This window comes from Nocardia sp. GCM10030253 (genome assembly GCF_042675075.1).
GTDB lineage: Bacteria > Actinomycetota > Actinomycetes > Mycobacteriales > Mycobacteriaceae > Nocardia.
Window position 1 is genome coordinate 245,113 of sequence record NZ_JBHTDL010000009.1, and the last position, 19,248, is coordinate 264,360.

Consider the following 19,248-nt stretch of genomic DNA (forward strand, 5'->3'; position numbering starts at 1 on the left):
CACAGAGAGGTGGTTGCCATGGAATGGACGGGCGCAAAGTACGCCGACGGTCCGACCGCGGAGGTCGAGACGTGGATCGATGCTCCGCCGGAACGGGTCTGGGAGATCGTCACCGACGTCGAGTCGATGCCGGAGATGAGTCCGGAGTTGCAATCGGCGAGCTGGCTCGACGCGGCAGGGCCCGCTGTCGGCAGCACGTTCGTCGGCCGGAACAGTCATGCGGCGTTTGGCGAGTGGTCGACCACCTCCTACGTGGTCGAATGCGACCCCCTACACGTATTCACCTGGGCCGTACAGGATCCCGACAATCCGACAGCCACTTGGCGGTTCACCCTGCAGCCCCGCGACGGCGGCACGCAGCTATCGCAGTGGGTCCGCGTGGGTCCTGGCCGATCGGGGCTCTCATACGCGATCGACCAGATGCCGGACAAGGAAGAGAAGATCGTCTTCGTCCGGATGCGGGAGTTCGAAACCGCGATGACCGGGACAGTCGCCGCCATCAAGCAGCGCGCAGAAGCGGCAGGTGACCGATGAGGACCGCGACGACGATCGAGGTGTCCGATGCCGCAGGGCAGCGGCTGGACTTCGTGCTAGAGGCGGAAAAGCTGGGCCTGGACATCTGCTGGGTCGCGGAGGCCTGGGGATCGGATGCCCCCTCGGTGCTGGGTTATCTGGCCGCACGCACCGACCGAATCCTGTTGGGCTCCGGCATTATTCAGCTCGGCACCCGAACTCCCGTTGTCATCGCCCAAACCGCGCTCACCCTCGCCGACCTGTCCGATGGACGCTTCCTGCTCGGGCTCGGCGCGTCCGGTCCGCAGGTCATCGAGGGCCTGCACGGTGTGCCCTTCGATCGGCCGCTGACCCGGATGCGTGAGACGGTGCAGATCATCCGCCAGGCCTTCGCCGGGGAAAAGATCCGCTTCTCGGGCAAGGCATTCCAGATCCCGCTGCCCGGCGAGGCCAGACCTATGCGACTGTCGCAAGCCGCAAACCCAGAAATTCCCATCTATCTCGCCACCCTCTCGCCCAAGATGCTGGCACTGACCGGCGAGATCGCCGACGGCTGGCTCGGCACCAGCTTCGTGCCCGAGGGCGCGGACGCCTACTTCGACCACCTCGATGCCGGACTCGTCGCCGCGGGCAGATCCCGCAAGGATCTCGACGCCTGCCAGGGCGCCGAGGTCGCCCTCTTCGACGACGAAGAACTGCTGCAGTCCCACATCCAGAGTCGCAAAATGGAACTCGCCTTCAGCATCGGTGGCATGGGCAGCGCCGACACCAACTTCTACAACGCCGCCTACAGCAGACAGGGCTGGTCCGAGGTCACCGGCGAGATCCGCGACCGCTGGCAAGCCGGCGATCGAATCGGCGCCACCACTTTGGTCACCGACGAAATGGTCTTGGCCACCACACTGATCGGCACCGAACCCATGGTCCGCGACCGCCTCCGGGTCTGGCGAGACGCGGGCATCGACACCGTCCGGCTGTATCCCGCGGGCGACACCCCCGAGGATCGGCTCACCACCCTCGGCCGCGCCATCGACCTCGTCGCCGAGGTCGGCTGACGGTTATCACTGTCCGACTTGCGGGTCACACGGTATTGGCGGAACTTCCCGGCCCATTACCCTGAACCAAACGGTGTACCTACCCTCCTCACTCTCGACGGAGACCTTGTGAGTGAACTCGAGGCCATCGGCAATGATTCTCCGGGCGTTGTAGCCTTCCTGAGTGGATAAAGCCTTAATCTCTGAAAGCGGAACATCGACGTTAACTTGACCAATCCGGTCGTCACCTAGGTCAAAGACTTCGACCAGGCCAAGGGAAAGTAGCTGGAGCGCCAAGTTTCCTATTTCTGAGTCTACTATCAGGTCTGCCTCCTTCTCTCCCGACCGGAACGCTGCGCCAATCGCTTTGGCCCCCTTCTCTGCATACTCCTTGGCCTTCTTTTCTATCGCCTTTCTTACCTCACCAGGAGAACCCAAGTCGTAATCCCAGGCGCCGATGTTAATTTGAATCCCCGTACCGGAAACGATTCTATCTTCCCAGATAGTAGTCGTCTCCGAGTACACCTTCCGCCGCGATACGTCGTCCAACGGCCCTATTTTCCTGACCGCCACAAGCTCATCCACTCCACGGTGATTTGGATTGAGCGTAGTAACGCCGAAGATTATGTATGGGTCATCATACGTCTCGTTGGGTCGGTCGACACGAACGGCGAGGTATTCGACTTTAGCAACGTGGGTGACGTATGCTGAACAGTCCCAATTCCCGAGCTGAGCCACCACAAGCCCGACTTCCGTCGGCATCACCCAGGCGCCGTCGGAAAGACCGATCGGCCCGATCGACTTACCCAAAGGACCGAACTTCCCATAGAGCGCCCGATGGTGCTCATGGGCGGCGACCGAGGCAAGCAGCGCTCGCACGCTCCTTACGCTATGCTTCTTCGCAAGACTTTTGAGCTTTAAGGGATCCGAACGCGTCTCCCTCGACAAGATTGAACGAACACTAGTCGACATTTTCGATCCTCTGACTTTTCAGGCACAGGGGCCTTATTTATTGGACTCTCCATGGTTGAATTTTGCCCACTGTTCAGGTCGGGGAGAACGCATCGCCTTCATGATGTCCACGCAGGCTGCCTTATTTTCCCTCACTGTAGGGCTATCAGAATGGGCAGCAAGCCCCGTCCCTCTTTCTGCGAACGCAATGCTTTCCCGATCACCGCGCCGAAAGCTCTTGTCGGATCGTCTGCCTTCATCGCGTGACCAGGGGTGGCGGATGTAGTCATCAGGTCACCCACCTCGATTGGCGAATACTCGGCATCGACTCGGCAAAAAACCTTACCCATCAAGGCTACCGGCATCCTGTTATCTTGCGAATGTTTCCTATCCAAGACGATTCCTGGTTTATAGTCGCCGGCACCGGAAATGACACCGGCTACTTTCTTGTCGTAAGATTCCTCGCTTTGCCGCAGCTTACCCTCCTGATCAAGAACCATAACGGTCCCCGGCTCAACACTCGCGGATTCCGCCAGGTCGAACTCTTCAGCACAATCCGCATTCTTCAAGAGAATATCTCCTTCTTGCCCTTGCAGATGTATGCTGGCCTGGTCCAGGTTATGAGTATCAGTGGCAGCGGACGGAAATATTACCAAATCACCATCCTTTCCGTTGCCGCCCAGCCAGATATTCCCGCCACTTCCGTCCAGTTCAATGGTTTTTTTGCCGTTGACCTGAAGACGAACGAGCGCGGGCAGGTCACGCGATCCGTTCAAGAATAGACCCTGATTGTTGAGCAGAGCAGAGTTGTTGTCAGTGCTGACGAATATACCGGGAAGGAACCCTCCAGCCCCCAGCGAAAGGGTGGCTTTTCCGGCACTGTCCAGCAGTTGTAGCAATCCAATTTTACCTTTGCCTCCTGCTGAAATACTTCCACTGTTCGCATTCAAGGTGATTGTGAAATCCGAGCCACTCTCGATAGACTGAATCTTTCCCATTTCATTGGTTCCTTTCCGGATCGACTGTTGCGGCCTTCTACTGCGCACCGGCGCCGACACGGCATTGGTCGAAGCAGCGTGCAGCCAAGTCAGATTCTGAACCTCGACAGCGCGTCAGCGCATGAGTAGTCGAATACTCGAAATGGAGTGAGAGACACAAACTGCCATTTTGTTTGTTTAGCGAAGAAATTGCACATTCGCATCCTGCTCGACTTCCCGCTCGGACTCACCTCGGTTGAGCGGGAACCGCGCAGCAGTGGCTGTCAGGTTGCCCATTGCTGTCATTCGCGGCGACGGACAATCGGCAGAAACAGGATGCCTCGATCGGGATATCCGCTACGGCGGCAGCCAGTTTCAGCTGTTGGGCGATTATCAGGGCTTCGCCGGTTTTGCCGAGCCGGACCAGGCATTCGTGATATCCGTGCAGGCTCCACACATTCGCGGGGTGCTGTGCGGCGCGGGGCAGGCTGTCGTCGATGCCGAGGTCGGCACGATAGACGGCTTCGGCCTCAGGTACACGGCCTTGTTCGAGCAGCAATGCGCCGTAGGCGTGCCTGGTCGGCTGCATCCAGCCCCATGGCTCGTCGTAGGGCAGGTGGTCGTCGAGTTCGATCGCTCGGCGCAGGGCGTCGAAGGCGTTGTCGTAGTTGCCTTTTCGGTACTGCAGTTCACCCTCCAGCATCGCCGAGGCAACGGCGAGGATGTCGCGGCAGGTGTTGTTGAACAGCGTTCTGGTTTCCGGGACTCGGTCGAGGGCGGTATGGAAGAGTCGCTGCTGCTCGCGTGCCTGCGGGATGTTGTCGGTCGCCGAGTAGGCGACGCCCTTGGCGTAGTGCAACATCGCGGTGCTGACGCAGTACAGGTCCTGGTCTTTCGGAATCGGGAGGTCGATGATCTCCGCCCACTCGCCGAACCTGATGAGCACGTGCGCCCGCATCGACAGGAACCCCTCCAGCCAGTCGGCCATCGGCGGAACCTGCACACGCAGCAGTTCCTCCGAGATCGAGTTCTCCAGCTGTGCAACAGTTTTCATGGCTACTTCGGACTGTCCGAGGAACATCGCGCCGTAGATCTTGAAGTGATAGTTGTGCGCGCGGTAGAGAGTGTAGAAGTTGATCTCGCCCGCCTGGTGCACATACTTCTCGTCCGCGACGATGGCCGCCGAGTTGGACGACACCACCGCCCGGTAGTCCCCGCACAGCACATCGATGTGGGAGGGCATGTGCTCGAGATGACCGGCATCGGGCACCAATCCGCGCAGCCGATCGGCCGCCGCCAGCGCGTCTTCCGGCGTCGCGGACATCTCCATCAGGTGGATGTACATATGCAGCGCACCAGGATGTGCGCGGCCTTCGTCGCCGCGCAGCGCCCGCTCGAGCACCGCCTTGGTCTCCAGAGTGTGCGCGCCGACGCCCGGTTCACCGGTGTGCTGGTCCCACAGCCCCCACGGTGTCAGGTTCATCAGGGCATCGGCGAACAGTGCCGCCACGTCGATGTCATCCGGAAACCGTTCATAGACCGCGCGCATCGCCTCGGCGTAGTCACGATTCCACGCCGAGCCGTCACCGTCGGGCCGATTGCGCTGATAACGCGCGGCGAGCGACTCGATGATCGCTCGCTCGACCGGCGCTACCGAATCCACGAGCGCGACCGCCCGCCGCGTCGCGTCGAAGGTGCGCACGACGGTGTCGGCCAGCTCCGTCTCGTCGAACAACTCCCACGGCTTGTTGTAATTGGGCCCCAGCGCATAGGCCAGACCCCAGAAGGCCATCGCGCAGTCGGCATCCTCATCCAGAGCCCGGGAAAAGCATCGAACGGCTTCTTCATGATTGAAGGCATAGGTCCAGATCAGACCCCGGTCGAACCACAGCTGGGCGGCAGCCGACGACGTTGTCACCGGTCGCGTGTATTTCCCGAGATCGTAGTAATCCACAGCCATCTCCTGAGTCCCCCGCGATGAGTCGATCACAGCATTGCCGACGATCGTGCCATCGGACTTCGTCTCGCGCGACGGCCGACACGGCGACCACTGCATCGACCCGCGCGCCGAGACATCCAGGCCGTGCGCAAGCCCCGCTACCAGCGCCACGGAAGACAACCTTCGAGCCGAGTGAAGGCCGCGAGGTCCCCCGCGCGAGGGAGCACGTGTCCCTCACATGCGCGACGATTTCGCCGCTGCTGCACCGTAGCCTGGTCGACTGGATGGTTCTCGCGGTGGCTACGACTTCGACACTCTCGCAGACGCTCTCGCCGCCCCGCTGAAGCACCTCGACCTGCGGAATGCAACGCTGGTCGGCCACTCCGCGGGCACAGCCGAGATCGTGCGATACCTCAGCAAGCACGGCTCGGATCGAGTGTGCGGGTGCGCAGGGCCGGAGTGACACCGGTCGGTCAGTGGGGTGCTTTCGGGTCGTGGAATGCGGGCAGGGCGGGGATGAGGGTGTCGGCGTAGTCGCGAATCCGTTGCGGGGGAAAGGTTTCGGGATCGGCCAGCACCAGGCGGCCCGCCTCCCAGAACAGTGAGTACATGGTGCGGGCGGTGAGCTCGACGTCGACCGCGGGAAGCCGCTCGGGTGGTGTCGCCGCCCGCACGAAGGTCGCGAGTGCGGCGATGAATGCCTGCCTGCCGCGTTCGAGGCGGCGACGGAAGGCGGGGGTGCTGGCGTCGGCGATGAGAAAGATGGCCCGCCACCGATCGGGCGAGGACTGTATCGCGGCGAGGAAGTGCTCGAGGCTGTCGGACATGGCCCGGATCGGGTCGCCGGTCGTCGCCAACGGCACGGCCTTGGCCATTTGGCTCAGTGCCGCGGTCTCCTCGCGGTCGAGGGAGGCGCGCAGTAGCTGGTCGGAGTCGTCGAATAGCCCATAGACGACCGGGCGGCTGACGCCCGCTTCCTTTGCCACGGTGTCGATGGACACCTTGTGGATGCCGTGCTTCACGATCACGTGCAGGACCGCGTCGAGGAGTTGTTCTCGCCGTTGCTCGGGGGCCATTCGCGGTGCGTACGTGCGGTTTCGCCGTTCGGCCATGGTCGCCGTCCACCTTTCTGCTCCGGGTGCTGCTTGACATCCGGCAGCGCCGTGGCAAATACTACACTCACTGTAGCTACACAGTCTGTAGCTTTTACTGGAGGTCGCAATGGCGCGTCGTTACTGCATCATCGGGGCTGGATACACCGGGTTGGCGGTGGCGAAGGCATACACGGATCTCGGCTTGGACTACGACCATGTCGAGGCCACCGAGTCGATCGGTGGCAACTGGTCGCACGGGGTGTACGACTCGACCTACCTGATCAGTTCGAAGGATGTCACCGAGTATCCGGACTATCCGATGCCCGGCGACTATCCGGACTTCCCCAGTGCCGCACAGATGCGCGACTACCTGCGCGCCTTCGCCGCGGAATTCGGCCTGGATCACCGGATCGAGTTCGCGACGCTGGTGACCGACGTCGCGCCGCTGGATGATTCGGGATCGGCAGGCTGGCGGGTCGAATTCGCGAACGGCGCGGTGCGCGAGTACGCCGGTGTCGTGATCGCGAACGGCCACTACTGGGACGTCAATATCCCTTCGTACCCGGGCGAATTCACCGGCAAGCAGATCCATTCCAAGAACTACAAGCGCCCCGCCGACCTGGACGGCGGGCGCGTACTGGTGGTCGGCGCCGGAAACTCCGGTTGCGACTTGGCCGTCGAAGCCGCGGTGACATTCGGGAATTCGGAGATTTCGCTGCGCCGCAGCTACTGGTTTATCCCGAAGTATGTGTTCGGCATACCGAGCGGCAAGTTCGATGTCGGCTCGGCGCCGGTACCGAAACTGGCGCAGGAGGCCATCTTCCGGTCGATCGTCGCGCTCGGTATGGGAAGCTACCGCAGTTTCGGACTGGAGAAGCCGAAACACCGGATCTTCGAGCAAGACCTGGTGGTCAACCAGCAGCTGCCGTATTTCCTCAAGCACGGCCGGATCACCGTCCGCCCGGAGATCGCGCGCTTCGACGGTCGCACGGTGCATTTCACCGACGGCACCCGTGGCGAGTACGACACCATCATCTGGGCGACCGGGTTCAAGACCACATTCCCGTTCCTGCGCGACGGACTGCTCGACTGGGAAAGAGGGCAGCCGCGGCTGGTGTCGCACACCTTCGCTCCGGGCCTGGCCAATCTGTACTTCGCCGGACTGGTCGCGCCTCGCTCCGGCGCGGGCATGCTGTTGATGAACAGTTCCCGCCTGCTGGCCGAGGCAGCGCTGCTGCAACAGCGCCTGCGTACTCCGGTCGGCGATCTCTACGCACACGTGTCCAAGCCGTCCGGTGAAATCCTCGCGGGTGGACCGGATTTGCGCTGGGAGGTGCTGCGTGGCCGGTGGCTGGTGCGCACCATGACCCAGCTGTCCACGCTCCGCTCGCTGCTGTCCGGCTCGCCCGCTACTGCCATCAGCGGGACGAATGTCCCTGAGCCGCAGCAGGATACGTCGCGCAGCCTGCCCGGCAGCGTACTGCGCCCGATCCTAGCCGTCGCACGCCGAATCGCCTGACCCCGAATCCCCTCCTCAACACCAGGAGTCCCCCATGCCACCCAAGTACCGCGCACCCCGCATCATCGCCGTCGGCAGTCCACTGACCCTGCCTTGCGGCGTGACCCTGCCCAACCGCATCGCCAAGGCCGCGATGAGCGAACAACTCGGCGCGATCAACGGCTCGCCCAGCCAGACACTGACCCGGCTCTACAGCGCTTGGGGCCGCGGTGGCGCCGGTCTGCTCATCACCGGCAACGTCATGATCGACCGCCGCGCCTACGTCGAGCCGCGCAATGTGACGCTGGAGGACGACCGGCATCTCGAGGCCGTCGGCAACTGGGCGCGCGCGGGATCGCGCGAGGGCGCGGTGATGGTCATGCAGATCAACCACCCGGGCCGCGTGGCGGTGGGCCCGCTGCACCGGCGCCCGGTCGGCCCGTCGGCGCTGCGTCCACAGGCGATCGGATTCAATCTGCGCAAGCCACGGGCACTGCCGCTCGACGATATCGCCGACCTGCGCCGCCGCTACGCGCGCACCGCGGAACTCGCTGTGGCCGCAGGTTTCTCCGGCGTGCAGGTACACGCCGCACACGGGTACCTGCTGTCGCAGTTCCTCTCGCCGATCGCCAACCAGCGCGAGGACCGCTACGGCGGCAGCCCCGAGAATCGCTGTCGCCTGCTGCTCGAGGTGGTCGCGGACGTGCGCAAGGCCATCGGCCCCAACGCCATTCTCTCGGTGAAGCTCAACTCGGCCGACTTCCAGCGCAGGGGGCTGGAAGAAAGCGAATCCCTCGATGTCGCACTCGCCCTGGGACAGGCCGGGATCGACCTGCTGGAGATCTCCGGCGGCAACTACGAAGCCCCCGCCATGACCGGTGTCGTGCAGGACAGCACGCGGGAGCGCGAAGCGTACTTCCTGCGCTACGCCGAGGATCTGCGCGCCCGCTCACGGATGCCGCTCATGCTCACCGGCGGCATCCGCACCCTCGACTTCATCAACGACGTCCTGGCTCAGGGCGCGGTCGACGTGATCGGATTGGGCCGGCCGTTCGCCGTACAGCCCGATATCGCGGGGGCCCTGCTGGCCGGTACCCAGGAACCGCAGGTGCTGCCCACCGCACCACGCGTCCCGCTGCCCGGTGCCACACCGATCAACTCCTACCTCCAACTCGCCTGGCACGCCGCGAATTTCCGCAGCATCGCCGCGGGCGAGAAGCAGGTGAGCGGGCCGGGCGCAGTCCGTACCCTGGCCGCCGCCGGGACCACCGTGACCGCTCGCGCGCTCACCCAATTCTGATCGCCGAGGAGCGAACCCATGAGCCTGCCCACTCCCGCCCCCGGCACGCGGGCCGTCGTCACCGGAGCCTCCTCCGGCATCGGCACCGCGCTTGCCGACGGCCTTGCCCGGCGCGGATATTCGCTGATTCTGGTGGCCCGCCGCGAGGATCGGCTGCGCGAGCTGGCCGACCGGCTGGCCGCCCGCTACGGCGTCGAGGCCGAGATCCGCGCCGTCGACCTGTCCGATCGCGGCGAGCGCGCGAAACTGTGCGACGAGCTCGCCGACCGCGATATCGCTGTGCTGTGCAACAACGCCGGTTTCGCCACCTACGGTGAGCTGGCCACCGCCGACCCCGCCCGGGAGCATCAGCAGGTCGAACTGAATTCCGTTGCGGTACACGACCTCACCCTGGCCGTACTCCCAGGCATGGTGGAGCGCGGTGCGGGCGCGATCCTGATCACCGGATCCACCGCGGGCAACCAGCCCGGCCCGAACAACGCCACCTACGCCGCGTCCAAGGCATTCGCCAACACCCTGGCCGAATCGCTGCACGGCGAGCTCGCCGGTACCGGTGTGCAGTGCACACTGCTCGCGCCGGGCCCGGTGCGCACCGAATACGCCGAGGCGGCCGAGGTCCCGAACCTGAATCGTATGGTGCCGGGCCCGCTGTGGGTCAGCGCGGAACAGGCTGCGGCGGAAGCGATCGCGGGGATGACCGCCGGTCGCCGCCGCGTGGTCCCGGGCGTCTTCGCCAAGGTGCAGACCGTCAGCGGCCAGTACGCCCCGCGCGCGCTGATCGGCCCGATCCTGCGCACCGTCTATCGAAAGGTCACCTGACATGGGTTGGGAACCTGCCATCCGTACGGTCGGCCGCTCGCTCGGCACCGATCTGCGCCGCTTGCTGGCGCTGGGCGATCCGCGCCGCAGCCTCTACCGCGACGCCCACTACTTCAGCGCCACAGTCGACATCGATCCCGAACGCATGAAGCAGTGGCTGCCCGCCGGGGTACAGCTGGCCGAACCGGCACGCGCCGAGGTGTTCACCGCCTTCTTCCCGGACAACAACTTCGAATCGCCGGGCTACCACGAGGCCGGGCTCTTCGTGCACATCAAAACCCTGCAGGGCACCGGAATCCACTGCCCGTGGATGATTCTCGACGACGACGTCGCCCTGATCATCGGCCGCGAACTGCTCGGCTACCCGAAGAAATTGGGGCAGGTCGACTGGACACTCACCGACACCGAGATCCGCGCCGAGGCAACCCGCCGCGGGCACAAGCTGCTCACCATGGTCGGACGGCTCGGCGAGATCATCGCCGAGCCACCGCCGATCCTGGCCCGCCCGCACCGCAATGTCGTCGGCTTCACCGGCATCTTCCCGTCCTGGCTGGTGGCCTTCACCCCGCGCGAGAGCGTGGTCGAGGTCCGGCGGATCGAGGACTTCAGCTTGGAAGTCCACGGCTCCGAGCGCGATCCCCTCGACCAGATGGGCATCGGCCGGGTGATCGAAGCGCGGCTGCACCGCGTCGATTTGCTGGGCGTATGGGTGCCGCCCATTCCGTTGCGCCCGTTGACCCCGCTGTTCACCCTGACCCACATGCGGCCTCGGATCCTGTGACCGCCGTTTCCCCGACCGTTACCTCCAGGAGGCTCGCATGAGCATCGCCGACCGCCTCGCCACCGACCCGGTCGCCATCCCGCGACCGGCCACCACCGCACCGTTCCCCAGTATCGACACCTTCGACAAGGCGCTGACCGCACCGGGCGGCTTCGGTGCGCGGCTGCGCGCATGCCGCACGGCCGCACTGGAATTCCGCCGCGAATTCGCCGCCACCGGCCGCCCGGACTCGGTGCGCACCCACGATCTGATCGCGCTCCCGTACCCCACCCGCTACGGGCTGTTCCGCGCCGCCATCAGCCCGACACCGTTCCTCACCATCAGCAACCGCATGCTGATCGTGCGCTGGACCGAGACCGACGGCACCCGCCACACTCTGCTGTTCGAGCCAAGCGATCACGAACTCGATTCCTACACACCATATTTCGCCGAACTTCAGCGCTATACGCCCGGCCCGGTGCGCAACCTGTTCGTCCACGAGCACACCGACGTCCTGACCGCGTGCCGCCGTGCCGGGGTCGATCCGGCCGAGGTCGACTACCTCGCCTTCGACCACCTGCACACCCAGGACGTGCGCCGCTGGCTGGGCACCACCCGCCCGCAACCTGACATCAGCCCGGACAAACCGGTGACGGCGGCGTTCCCGAACGCCACACTGCTGGCCCAGCGTGACGAACTGGAGGCCATGGCCGACCTGCATCCCTTCCAGCGGCCCTGGTACCAGCCCACCACCTTCGTCGACCTGCCGCCGGAGAAGATCCTGCCGCTGGACGGCAGCGTGCTGCTGGGCGCTGGCGTCGCGCTGATCGCCACCCCAGGCCACGCCATGGGCAACCAGTCGCTGGTACTCAATACCGACACCGGTATCTGGGCGATCAGTGAAAACGCCATCGCCACCGAATGTCTCACTCCGGAGCGGTCCCGCATCCCGGGTCTGGCGCATGCGGCGAAGTCCTGGGGACATGAGGTCATCCTCAACGCCAACACCATCGAAACCACCTATGAGCAGTACAACTCGCTGGTCATCGAAAAGATGATTGTCGATGTGTCCCAGCAAGATTCGCGTTTCCTGCAGTTCTTCCCCTCCAGCGAGCTGACCGGCGGGCTGCTCAATCCCGGCACCACACCCACCTTCACCCACCGCGCCATCCGGCACGGTTGATCTCTTCGGCGCAACCATGACGACCACGACACGCGCACCCGGCCCCGGCTTTTTCGCTCAACTGTTGGATCCGGCGCAGCGCGCCGACCCATACCCCCTCTACGCCCGCATCCGTGAGCACGGACCCACCCGCCTCGGCGAAACACCGGTCGTGGTGCTGTCGTCCTACCACGACTGCGCGACCGTGCTGCGTCACCGAGCGGCCAGTGTGGACCGCCACCACGCATCGATTCCCTTGGGCCCCACGCCCGTTCACGACCTCGCCGGAAGTCTCTCCGGCGAGCTCACCGGCACCGCCTCGATGCTTTTCCTGGATGCACCCGACCACACGCGCCTGCGGCGGCTGGTCGCCAAAGCCTTCGCCCCCGCCGTCGTGCGCGGGCTCGAACCACGCATCACCGCCATCGCCGACGCCGCCCTCGACCGCGCGGCCGAACACGGGCAGCTCGATATCGTCACCGATCTCGCCTACCCGCTACCCATCACGGTGATCTGCGAACTGCTCGGCGTCCCGCTCGCCGACGAACCCCAGATCCGGCAGTGGTCGACCCTGCTGGCGCGCACTCTGGACCCGGTCTCGGCCACTGTCACCGGCAGCCGCCCCGACCCAGCCGAACTGGTCCGCGCCAACAACGAACTACACGACTACTTCGAACAACTCGTACGCCGCGCCCGCACCCAGACCGGCGACAACCTGCTGTCCGCACTGATCGCCGCCGAGGAATCCGGCGACGCCCTCACCCACGACGAACTCATCGCCACCTGCGCGCTACTGCTCATCGCCGGACACGAAACCACCGTCAACCTCATCGCCAACACGGCCCTCGCCCTGCTACATCACCGCCACCACCTCGCGATACTCCGCACCGTCCCCGCCTTCGCCGAATCGGTGATCGAGGAAAGCCTGCGCTACGACCCACCGGTCCAACTGATCCCGCGCATCGCCCGCGACACCATCCGGCTGCCCGGCATCGACATCGCGGCCGGTGACCTCGCCATCATGCTCATCGCCGCCGCCAACCACGACCCGACCGTCTTCACCGACCCCACCCGATTCAACCCCGCCCGCGGCGACCGCCACCTCGCATTCGGCCTCGGCCAGCACTTCTGCCTCGGCGCCCCACTCGCCCGCCGCGAAGCCGCCATCGCCATCACCCGCTTCGCCCGCCGCGTCGTAAACCCCCGACTCACCGACGACCCGCCACCATACCGAGACCACTTAACCCTCCGCGGCCCCGCCACAATCCCGGTCACCTACAGCGAAATCATCCCGATCTAACCGGCCGGTGATCCGAGGCGTACCCGCCAGGATCGAGCCACTCCACATCCCGGTCCCGAGCAACAAAACTGAATCGCCCGTCAGAAAAGGGTCATCGGTTCGACCGGCTGCGGCTCGGGCAGCGGCTCCAATTCCGGGAGTCGCGCCCGCACCTCATCGTGAAACCGGCGCGCGAGGTCCAAAGAGCTTGCGTTGTCCGGGGTATGGATGAAAACTGTTGGCGATCGATCCTCGCGCAACCAGTCGACGACGGTATCGAGCCACGGCCGCCAGCCCTCGATCGTGCGCTCCGGCGCATCGCGACCGTGGTAGCGAACGATCGGGAACTCGGTGAGTGCCCGCGTCCGGCGCGGGAGGCGTGGCTTCTTCGATCGCGCCTCGTACTCGGCCGGGCTGGTCGCCGGGCCATCGAAAAGTACTGACGTGTCGAAGGGTATCCACTCCGCGTCGACACGACCGAGCACACTTTCCAGTTGCCGTGCGGCTGAGTCGTTCTCGAAGAACGCCGGATGCCGGACTTCGACGGCAGACCGATACGAGCGCGGGAGTCTGCGCAGGAACCCGGCAAGCGCCCCGAGATCGGTCGGCCCGAAAGAGCCGGGCAACTGCACCCACAGCGCGTGCGCGCTCGGCCCGAGCGGCTCGATCGCGTCCAGATATGCGCGCATTTCTTGATCGACACCGGCCAGCCTGCGCTCGTGGGTGACCGACTTCGGCAACTTGACGACGAACCGAAAATCGGGCCCGATCTGCTTGGCCCACGCTTCCACCGTCCGCCGCTGCGGCGTCGCGTAGAAGGTGGTGTTTCCCTCCACCGCATTGCACCACTCGGCATACGACCGCAACTTCTCCCCCGCAACCGGCTGCCGATCCTGCCAAGCGGCGTGCGTCCACATCGCACATCCCACATGAAGCCGCATGTCTTCGACGCTAACGCAGGCCACCGACAGCAGTCGCCGTGTCCATCAGCCTGGTCAGCGCGGCGGAGCAGCCGACGTCCAGCGTGAGCGCGGCGAACTCGTCACCGCGGGTCCTGCCCCGGTTGATGATGACAACGGGCCGTGCGTGTTTCGCCACGTGGCGCACGAAGCGCAAGCCTGACATGACCGTCAGCGAGGAACCCGCGACCAAGAGGACCTCGGCATTGTCGACGAGGTCGAAGGCGGCCGCGACGCGGTCCTTGGGGACATTTTCGCCGAAGTACACGATGTCGGGCTTGAGCATGCCGCCGCAGCGTTCGCAGTCGACCATGCGGAAGTTGTCGGTATCGGTGATCACCGCGTCGGCGTCGGGTGCTACTTCGACGCCGCTGGCCTTCGCATCGGCCGCGAAACCCGGGTTCGCCGCTTCCAGTCGCTCGGCCAGCGTCATGCGGGAGATGAGGGCTTCGCAGCCGAGGCAGCGCACGCGCGCGTAGGTGCCGTGCAGGTCGATCACGCGGCGGTGGCCCGCCTTGGTGTGCAGTAGATCGACATTCTGGGTGATCAGACCGGTGACGACGCCGAGCGACTCCAGCCTGGCCAGCGCGCGATGCCCCGGATTGGGACGCGAGGCATCCATCGCACGCCAGCCGATGTGGTTGCGCGCCCAGTACCGCTGCCGGAAGACCGGATCACCGACGAACTGTTGGTAGGTCATGGGATTGCGGGCCGGTGAGGTGGGTCCGCGGTAGTCGGGAATGCCGCTGTCGGTCGATACACCGGCACCGGTCAGCACCGCCACCCGGCGGCCCATGAGCAGCTCGAGCAGCCGGTCGAAGTCCGCGTCGATGCGCGGTTCCGAGATCACCGACATGGCAATCAGAGTACGGCGGCGGGGCTGACCACACCCCGCTCGCACCGGGCGTCGGTGAACTGGCCGGGCTGACCACGCCTCAGACTGCTCCGGTCCGCTGGTTGGTCAGGAATGCCGCCATCGCCGCGGCAACCGCTTCGGGCTGATCGAGCATGGACAAGACGTAGGCATCATCGAGCTCCACGAGCTTGCCTTTGGGCAGCAACTCCGCGAGCCGACGACCGTGCTTCCTCGGCATCACCTTTCCTGCCGACGACCACAGCACCAGGGCGTCACCGGAAAAGTGCTGCAATGCCTCGGTATTCGCGATCAGTTCGGGTCCGAGGAAGTCCGACTTGGCATATTTGAGCAAGTCTCGCCGAATCCCCTTGTCGCGCAGCGCGGGTTCGGTCCAACCGCGCACCAGGTCGTCGGGCAGCGGCTTGCGCGCCATCAGCCCCATCAGCAGCGGCGAGTCGCGCAAGAGTCGGATCCGCAACTGCCGCAACGCGAGTGCGATCCCGCCGGGAATCGACACCGCGATTTTGACCATCTTTCCCGGCAGCCCAGGCGGGAAGTTGTCGAATGCCTCGCACGGCAGCGCGATCAGCCGGGCGACACGCTGATCGAGACCGTATGCGGTGAGGAACAGTCCCCCACCCCAGTCGCTGTGCACCAGCGTCACCTCGCGCAGATCGAGCGCGTCGAGGAAGCCCGCGATGATCTGGTTCTGTCCGCGCAGGGAGAGGTCCGCGTCGGGATTCATCGGCGCCGGATGGGCGCCGAGCGGCAGGTCGGGCAGCACGTAGTGAAACCCGCTCGGCAGCAGGTCGATCACCTTGTCCCACACGGTGTGGTTCATCAAGAGGCCGTGCAGAAGCACTACGGGCGGGCCATCGCCACGCTCGACATAGTGGATTCGACCAGCGGCAATATCGACTTCAGGCATCTCGCACCTCCGCTAGAGTAGTCGCTCTAGAGCATTTGCTCTAGTCTTACGGTGTGGCCGAGAAGATGTCAACCAACACCCGGGAACGAATCCGCACGGCGATGGCGGAACTGATGCGCACGCAGGGCTACGGCGCGACCACCGTGAAGCAGGTGAGCGAGCTGGCGGGTGCGCCGATGGGCTCGCTCTATCACCACTTTCCTCAGGGCAAACAGCAGATCGCGGCCGAGGCGCTGCGCGCGGCGGGCGCGGCCTACATCCAGCTGCTGCCGTTGCTGATGGATCCGCACGAGGATCTGCGCGAGGCAGTGACCGCCGCCTTCACGGATGCCGGCGAGCAGATGGAACAGGCAGGCTGGATCAATATGTGCCCGGTCGTCACGATTGCGGGCGAGATCGCGGACAGCGAACCGGCGCTGCGTGCGGTCGCGGCCGAAATCCTCGACTCGTGGGTTGTCCGGGGAACCGCATATTTCGCGCACCGAGGGTTGGACGACACGCAGGCACGCCAGTTCACGCTCGCGCTACTGAGTGCGCTGGAGGGCGCCTTCATCCTCAGCCGCACACTGCATTCGACGGAACCCCTGCGCGCGGCAGGTCAAGCCCTGGCGTTTCAGCTGGTCAACGACACGGTGTAGCTATCGCGGCTGGTCCGGGGTCGACTCCGATCGGGTCGGCTCCGGCTGGACCGGCTGCGCCTGGACCGGCGTCGGCTTGTCCGCCCAATGGGTCGTACCGTCCGCGGCCATCATCGTGCTGACCAGATCCACACCCGCGGCAAGGAGCACGGGACCACCGACGACCACGGTTCCGATGATCCCGCCGATGGTGGCACCGGTGAGGAACCCGGCGATGCAGCCCGCGGCAATGGTGACCACACAACCGATGGTCGCCCCGATGGCGGTGCCGATGAAACCGCCGATCGCGGTGGCCAGGCCGAAGTGGCTGGCGAATTGGTTTCTGGCGCGCTCGTTCTCGATCATGGACGCCACCGGCTTGACGGCTACCGGCTGTGTGACGGTGAGCCCCTCCGGCTTCTGCGGCGTCAACTCCAGCACCGTGCCGTCCTTCTGCACGACCGGCTTGACCGGAATTCCGGTTTCGGCGATGCGGAAGTCGAGCGGCAATGTCAGTACGGTGTGGCCGGCGCTGTCCTCGAGATCGACAACATCGACCACATCGGCGATGTCGGCGGCCTTGCCCGCGGAGTCGACAAGCTTGCCGTCCCGCTCGACCAGTCGGGCGTCACCGCCCGCGGCCAGCACCTCCCCGAGCGCCTTGGACAGCTCGAAGGTGCCACCCTTCACGGTGGTCACGACGGCCTTGTCGACTAGCTTCACCGAGTACGTGATGTCGGGCTGCGCCGCAGGTTCGGCGTGGGAAACGCCGGCGCCGAGGGTTACGGCGCCGATGACCAGAACGGCCGCCGCAGTGCTGTCGCAAAGCCTCATTCGGTATTCCAATCCGTCATCAGGGGCAATTTCGTCGGCCGCGTCCCGCACACCGACGCTAGACACTGTTCCGCACACGCGATACTCCCCGACCAAATGTGCCGACACGCACAACAAGGAGGCAGAGGGGAGCATAACCGAGCGGTCCACGAGATGCGAGTGGCTATTCCCCAGCTGTGGCGACGAATCGATTCCGGTGTCGGCCAGTGCCATTCGGCGGACGGCACCGGCCGTGGCACCGTACTATGCGACCGTCGCCGTCTCCGGCTTTTCCTCGGACTTCGCCGAGCGCGACCGCAGCAGCACCAGACCGAGCACGGCGGCGGCGATGCTGAAGCCCGCGCTGATCCACGCGCCGGTGGACATGGCGGTTGTGAAGGCCGTCTTGGCCGGTTCGATGTAGCCGAGTTGGAAAGCGGCGCCGATGGATTCGCGCGCCGCGTCCGGGGCCTCCGCAGGCATGTTCGAGGTGAACACGCCGGCGAGGACGCTGCCGAGAATCGCGATGCTGATCGCCATGCCGACCTGCTGCAGGGTGTCGTTCATGGCCGAGCCGACACCCGCGTGCTCGAGTGGGATGGCACTCATGATGGCGGCGTACGCGGCGGGACCGGCGAGGCCGCCGCCGATACCCATCACCATCATGCTCGCCAGGACCGCGAAGTACCCGGTGCCGAGGGCCAGGATGCCGAAAGCCACCCCCATCACGAGCAGGCCCGAGACGATGAGCGTCTTATTGCTCAACTTCTGCCCGAGGGTCGCGCCGAGACCGTTGAACACCGCGGCGGCCAGCGCATACGGCAGCAACGCCAGACCCGCCTTCATCGGCCCGTAGCCGAGCACGAACTGCAGGTACTGGGTGAGCATCAGCATGATCGCGCCCATGCCGAACACCATGAGCAGCAGGGTGAGCGCAGTGCCGGTGAAGTCGCGATTGCGGAAGACCGCCAACGGCAGCATCGGGTGTTCGGATCGGCTCTCCCAGAAGGTGAACCCGATGAACGCCGCGATCGCCAGCACGATCATCCCGATGTTCCACTCACGCTCGATGATCACGTAGACCGTCGAACCGAGCGCGGTGACAGACAGCACCACACCGACGAGATCGACCGGACGCTGCTCCCCCGTCGATTCGGGCATCAGCACGATCGCGGCGACGATCGCGAGCGCCGCGACCGGGATGTTGAGCAGGAACACCGAGCCCCACCAATAGTGCTGCAGCAGAAAGCCACCCAGCGTCGGGCCGAGGACGATGCCGACCATCGAGACGGTGGACCAGGCGGCCATCGCCTTGCGCCGTTCGTCTTCGGCGAAGGTGGTCATCAGGATGGACAACGTCGAGGGCATCAGCAGCGAGCCCCCGATACCCATCGCCGCCCGCGCCGCGACAACCTGCCACGGCTCGGTGGCCAATACGGCGAACAGGGACGCCGCACCGAACACCGCGAGGCCGATGATCAGCATGCGGCGTCTGCCGAACCGGTCCGACAGACTGCCCGCGGTGAGCAGCAAACCGGCGAAGACGAGGACGTAGGCGTCAAGGATCCACTGCACGTCCGACGGTGAGGCGCCGAGCTCGCGGATGAGTGACGGGATAGCGATATTGAGCACGGTGCCGTCGATCATCAGCACCAGCAAGGACAGACACAGGACCCCGAGAATCCACCAACGGCGAGGATCTCGTACAACGTTCGATTCCACTCGCACACTGTACGATAGAATCGAACG

General features: G+C 65.0%; 19 protein-coding genes. 10 read left to right on the forward strand and 9 right to left on the reverse strand.

Features of this window, described 5'->3' with window-relative positions:
• The first annotated feature begins 18 nt into the window (after positions 1-18).
• A complete protein-coding gene (locus tag ACFQZZ_RS21775) occupies positions 19-534 on the forward strand; it encodes an SRPBCC family protein (RefSeq protein WP_378683668.1) in 516 nt (171 codons plus the stop codon).
• A complete protein-coding gene (locus ACFQZZ_RS21780; RefSeq protein ID WP_378683670.1) occupies positions 531-1,568 on the forward strand; it encodes an LLM class flavin-dependent oxidoreductase in 1,038 nt (345 codons plus the stop codon). Before ACFQZZ_RS21775 ends, ACFQZZ_RS21780 begins: the two co-directional genes overlap by 4 nt.
• A gap of 6 nt (positions 1,569-1,574) precedes the next feature.
• On the opposite strand, the gene ACFQZZ_RS21785 is transcribed toward ACFQZZ_RS21780, so the two are convergent.
• The 3 genes from ACFQZZ_RS21785 to ACFQZZ_RS21795 all read right to left on the reverse strand — a co-directional run bounded on the left by ACFQZZ_RS21785 (position 1,575) and on the right by ACFQZZ_RS21795 (position 5,435).
• The gene (locus ACFQZZ_RS21785; protein ID WP_378683673.1) at positions 1,575-2,426 is read right to left on the reverse strand and encodes a hypothetical protein; all 852 of its coding nucleotides are present in this window, start codon (positions 2,424-2,426) and stop codon (positions 1,575-1,577) included.
• 224 nt (positions 2,427-2,650) lie between these two features.
• Positions 2,651-3,496, reverse strand: a complete 846-nt coding sequence (locus tag ACFQZZ_RS21790) for a hypothetical protein (protein ID WP_378683675.1) — start codon at positions 3,494-3,496, stop codon at positions 2,651-2,653.
• 226 nt (positions 3,497-3,722) lie between these two features.
• The gene (locus ACFQZZ_RS21795) at positions 3,723-5,435 is read right to left on the reverse strand and encodes a tetratricopeptide repeat protein (RefSeq protein ID WP_378684107.1); all 1,713 of its coding nucleotides are present in this window, start codon (positions 5,433-5,435) and stop codon (positions 3,723-3,725) included.
• A 259-nt stretch (positions 5,436-5,694) separates the two neighbouring features.
• Here ACFQZZ_RS21795 and ACFQZZ_RS21800 point away from each other — a divergent pair, with 259 nt between their 5' ends.
• The gene (locus tag ACFQZZ_RS21800; protein ID WP_378684110.1) at positions 5,695-5,877 is read left to right on the forward strand and encodes an alpha/beta fold hydrolase; all 183 of its coding nucleotides are present in this window, start codon (positions 5,695-5,697) and stop codon (positions 5,875-5,877) included.
• A 10-nt stretch (positions 5,878-5,887) separates the two neighbouring features.
• Here ACFQZZ_RS21800 and ACFQZZ_RS21805 read toward each other — a convergent pair whose 3' ends face one another.
• Positions 5,888-6,526, reverse strand: coding sequence for a TetR/AcrR family transcriptional regulator (locus tag ACFQZZ_RS21805; protein ID WP_378683678.1), 639 nt, complete (start codon positions 6,524-6,526; stop codon positions 5,888-5,890).
• A gap of 109 nt (positions 6,527-6,635) precedes the next feature.
• On the opposite strand from ACFQZZ_RS21805, the gene ACFQZZ_RS21810 reads away from it, so the two are divergent.
• Genes ACFQZZ_RS21810 through ACFQZZ_RS21835 form a run of 6 tightly spaced genes read left to right on the forward strand, consistent with a single transcriptional unit; the run spans position 6,636 to position 13,347 of the window.
• Positions 6,636-8,027 carry a flavin-containing monooxygenase gene (locus ACFQZZ_RS21810; RefSeq protein ID WP_378683681.1) on the forward strand — a complete coding sequence of 464 codons (1,392 nt, stop codon included), beginning with the start codon at positions 6,636-6,638 and terminating at the stop codon, positions 8,025-8,027.
• Positions 8,028-8,061: 34 nt separating this feature from the next.
• Positions 8,062-9,306: an NADH:flavin oxidoreductase/NADH oxidase family protein gene (locus ACFQZZ_RS21815; protein WP_378683684.1), complete on the forward strand. Its 1,245-nt coding sequence runs from the start codon at positions 8,062-8,064 to the stop codon at positions 9,304-9,306.
• A gap of 18 nt (positions 9,307-9,324) precedes the next feature.
• Positions 9,325-10,125 (forward strand): SDR family NAD(P)-dependent oxidoreductase, encoded by an 801-nt coding sequence (locus ACFQZZ_RS21820; protein WP_378683687.1) that lies wholly within the window; start codon positions 9,325-9,327, stop codon positions 10,123-10,125.
• Position 10,126: 1 nt separating this feature from the next.
• A complete protein-coding gene (locus tag ACFQZZ_RS21825; protein WP_378683690.1) occupies positions 10,127-10,906 on the forward strand; it encodes an acetoacetate decarboxylase family protein in 780 nt (259 codons plus the stop codon).
• Positions 10,907-10,943: 37 nt separating this feature from the next.
• Positions 10,944-12,068 carry a hypothetical protein gene (locus ACFQZZ_RS21830; protein ID WP_378683693.1) on the forward strand — a complete coding sequence of 375 codons (1,125 nt, stop codon included), beginning with the start codon at positions 10,944-10,946 and terminating at the stop codon, positions 12,066-12,068.
• 16 nt (positions 12,069-12,084) lie between these two features.
• Complete coding sequence (locus tag ACFQZZ_RS21835) at positions 12,085-13,347, forward strand: cytochrome P450 (protein WP_378683696.1); 1,263 nt, start codon at positions 12,085-12,087, stop codon at positions 13,345-13,347.
• 80 nt (positions 13,348-13,427) lie between these two features.
• Here ACFQZZ_RS21835 and ACFQZZ_RS21840 read toward each other — a convergent pair whose 3' ends face one another.
• The 3 genes from ACFQZZ_RS21840 to ACFQZZ_RS21850 form a co-directional block, all read right to left on the reverse strand.
• On the reverse strand, positions 13,428-14,267 hold the full coding sequence (locus ACFQZZ_RS21840) for a DUF72 domain-containing protein (RefSeq protein WP_378683699.1): 840 nt from the start codon (positions 14,265-14,267) through the stop codon (positions 13,428-13,430).
• 10 nt (positions 14,268-14,277) lie between these two features.
• Positions 14,278-15,141, reverse strand: a complete 864-nt coding sequence (locus ACFQZZ_RS21845) for a Sir2 family NAD-dependent protein deacetylase (RefSeq protein ID WP_378683702.1) — start codon at positions 15,139-15,141, stop codon at positions 14,278-14,280.
• 79 nt (positions 15,142-15,220) lie between these two features.
• Entirely contained in the window at positions 15,221-16,069 is an 849-nt protein-coding gene (locus ACFQZZ_RS21850) for an alpha/beta fold hydrolase (protein WP_378683705.1), read from the reverse strand.
• A gap of 65 nt (positions 16,070-16,134) precedes the next feature.
• Between ACFQZZ_RS21850 and ACFQZZ_RS21855 the strand changes: the two genes are divergently transcribed.
• A complete protein-coding gene (locus ACFQZZ_RS21855) occupies positions 16,135-16,707 on the forward strand; it encodes a TetR/AcrR family transcriptional regulator (protein ID WP_378683708.1) in 573 nt (190 codons plus the stop codon).
• Here ACFQZZ_RS21855 and ACFQZZ_RS21860 read toward each other — a convergent pair whose 3' ends face one another.
• Positions 16,708-17,520, reverse strand: coding sequence for a hypothetical protein (locus ACFQZZ_RS21860; protein WP_378683711.1), 813 nt, complete (start codon positions 17,518-17,520; stop codon positions 16,708-16,710).
• A 243-nt stretch (positions 17,521-17,763) separates the two neighbouring features.
• Positions 17,764-19,221, reverse strand: coding sequence for an MFS transporter (locus ACFQZZ_RS21865; RefSeq protein ID WP_378683713.1), 1,458 nt, complete (start codon positions 19,219-19,221; stop codon positions 17,764-17,766).
• Between the last annotated feature and the right edge of the window lie 27 nt (positions 19,222-19,248).

Bases quoted from the DNA above. Each gene is read 5' to 3' on its own strand.
- ACFQZZ_RS21835 (WP_378683696.1), top strand. From the start codon at position 12,085: ATGACGACCACGACACGCGCACCCGGCCCCGGCTTTTTCGCTCAACTG.
- ACFQZZ_RS21795 (WP_378684107.1), bottom strand. From the start codon at position 5,435: ATGGCTGTGGATTACTACGATCTCGGGAAATACACGCGACCGGTGACA.
- ACFQZZ_RS21830 (WP_378683693.1), top strand. From the start codon at position 10,944: ATGAGCATCGCCGACCGCCTCGCCACCGACCCGGTCGCCATCCCGCGA.
- ACFQZZ_RS21850 (WP_378683705.1), bottom strand. From the start codon at position 16,069: ATGCCTGAAGTCGATATTGCCGCTGGTCGAATCCACTATGTCGAGCGT.
- ACFQZZ_RS21860 (WP_378683711.1), bottom strand. From the start codon at position 17,520: ATGAGGCTTTGCGACAGCACTGCGGCGGCCGTTCTGGTCATCGGCGCC.
- ACFQZZ_RS21810 (WP_378683681.1), top strand. From the start codon at position 6,636: ATGGCGCGTCGTTACTGCATCATCGGGGCTGGATACACCGGGTTGGCG.
- ACFQZZ_RS21790 (WP_378683675.1), bottom strand. From the start codon at position 3,496: ATGGGAAAGATTCAGTCTATCGAGAGTGGCTCGGATTTCACAATCACC.
- ACFQZZ_RS21825 (WP_378683690.1), top strand. From the start codon at position 10,127: ATGGGTTGGGAACCTGCCATCCGTACGGTCGGCCGCTCGCTCGGCACC.
- ACFQZZ_RS21845 (WP_378683702.1), bottom strand. From the start codon at position 15,141: ATGTCGGTGATCTCGGAACCGCGCATCGACGCGGACTTCGACCGGCTG.
- ACFQZZ_RS21855 (WP_378683708.1), top strand. From the start codon at position 16,135: ATGTCAACCAACACCCGGGAACGAATCCGCACGGCGATGGCGGAACTG.
- ACFQZZ_RS21815 (WP_378683684.1), top strand. From the start codon at position 8,062: ATGCCACCCAAGTACCGCGCACCCCGCATCATCGCCGTCGGCAGTCCA.
- ACFQZZ_RS21820 (WP_378683687.1), top strand. From the start codon at position 9,325: ATGAGCCTGCCCACTCCCGCCCCCGGCACGCGGGCCGTCGTCACCGGA.
- ACFQZZ_RS21775 (WP_378683668.1), top strand. From the start codon at position 19: ATGGAATGGACGGGCGCAAAGTACGCCGACGGTCCGACCGCGGAGGTC.
- ACFQZZ_RS21840 (WP_378683699.1), bottom strand. From the start codon at position 14,267: ATGCGGCTTCATGTGGGATGTGCGATGTGGACGCACGCCGCTTGGCAG.
- ACFQZZ_RS21805 (WP_378683678.1), bottom strand. From the start codon at position 6,526: ATGGCCGAACGGCGAAACCGCACGTACGCACCGCGAATGGCCCCCGAG.
- ACFQZZ_RS21780 (WP_378683670.1), top strand. From the start codon at position 531: ATGAGGACCGCGACGACGATCGAGGTGTCCGATGCCGCAGGGCAGCGG.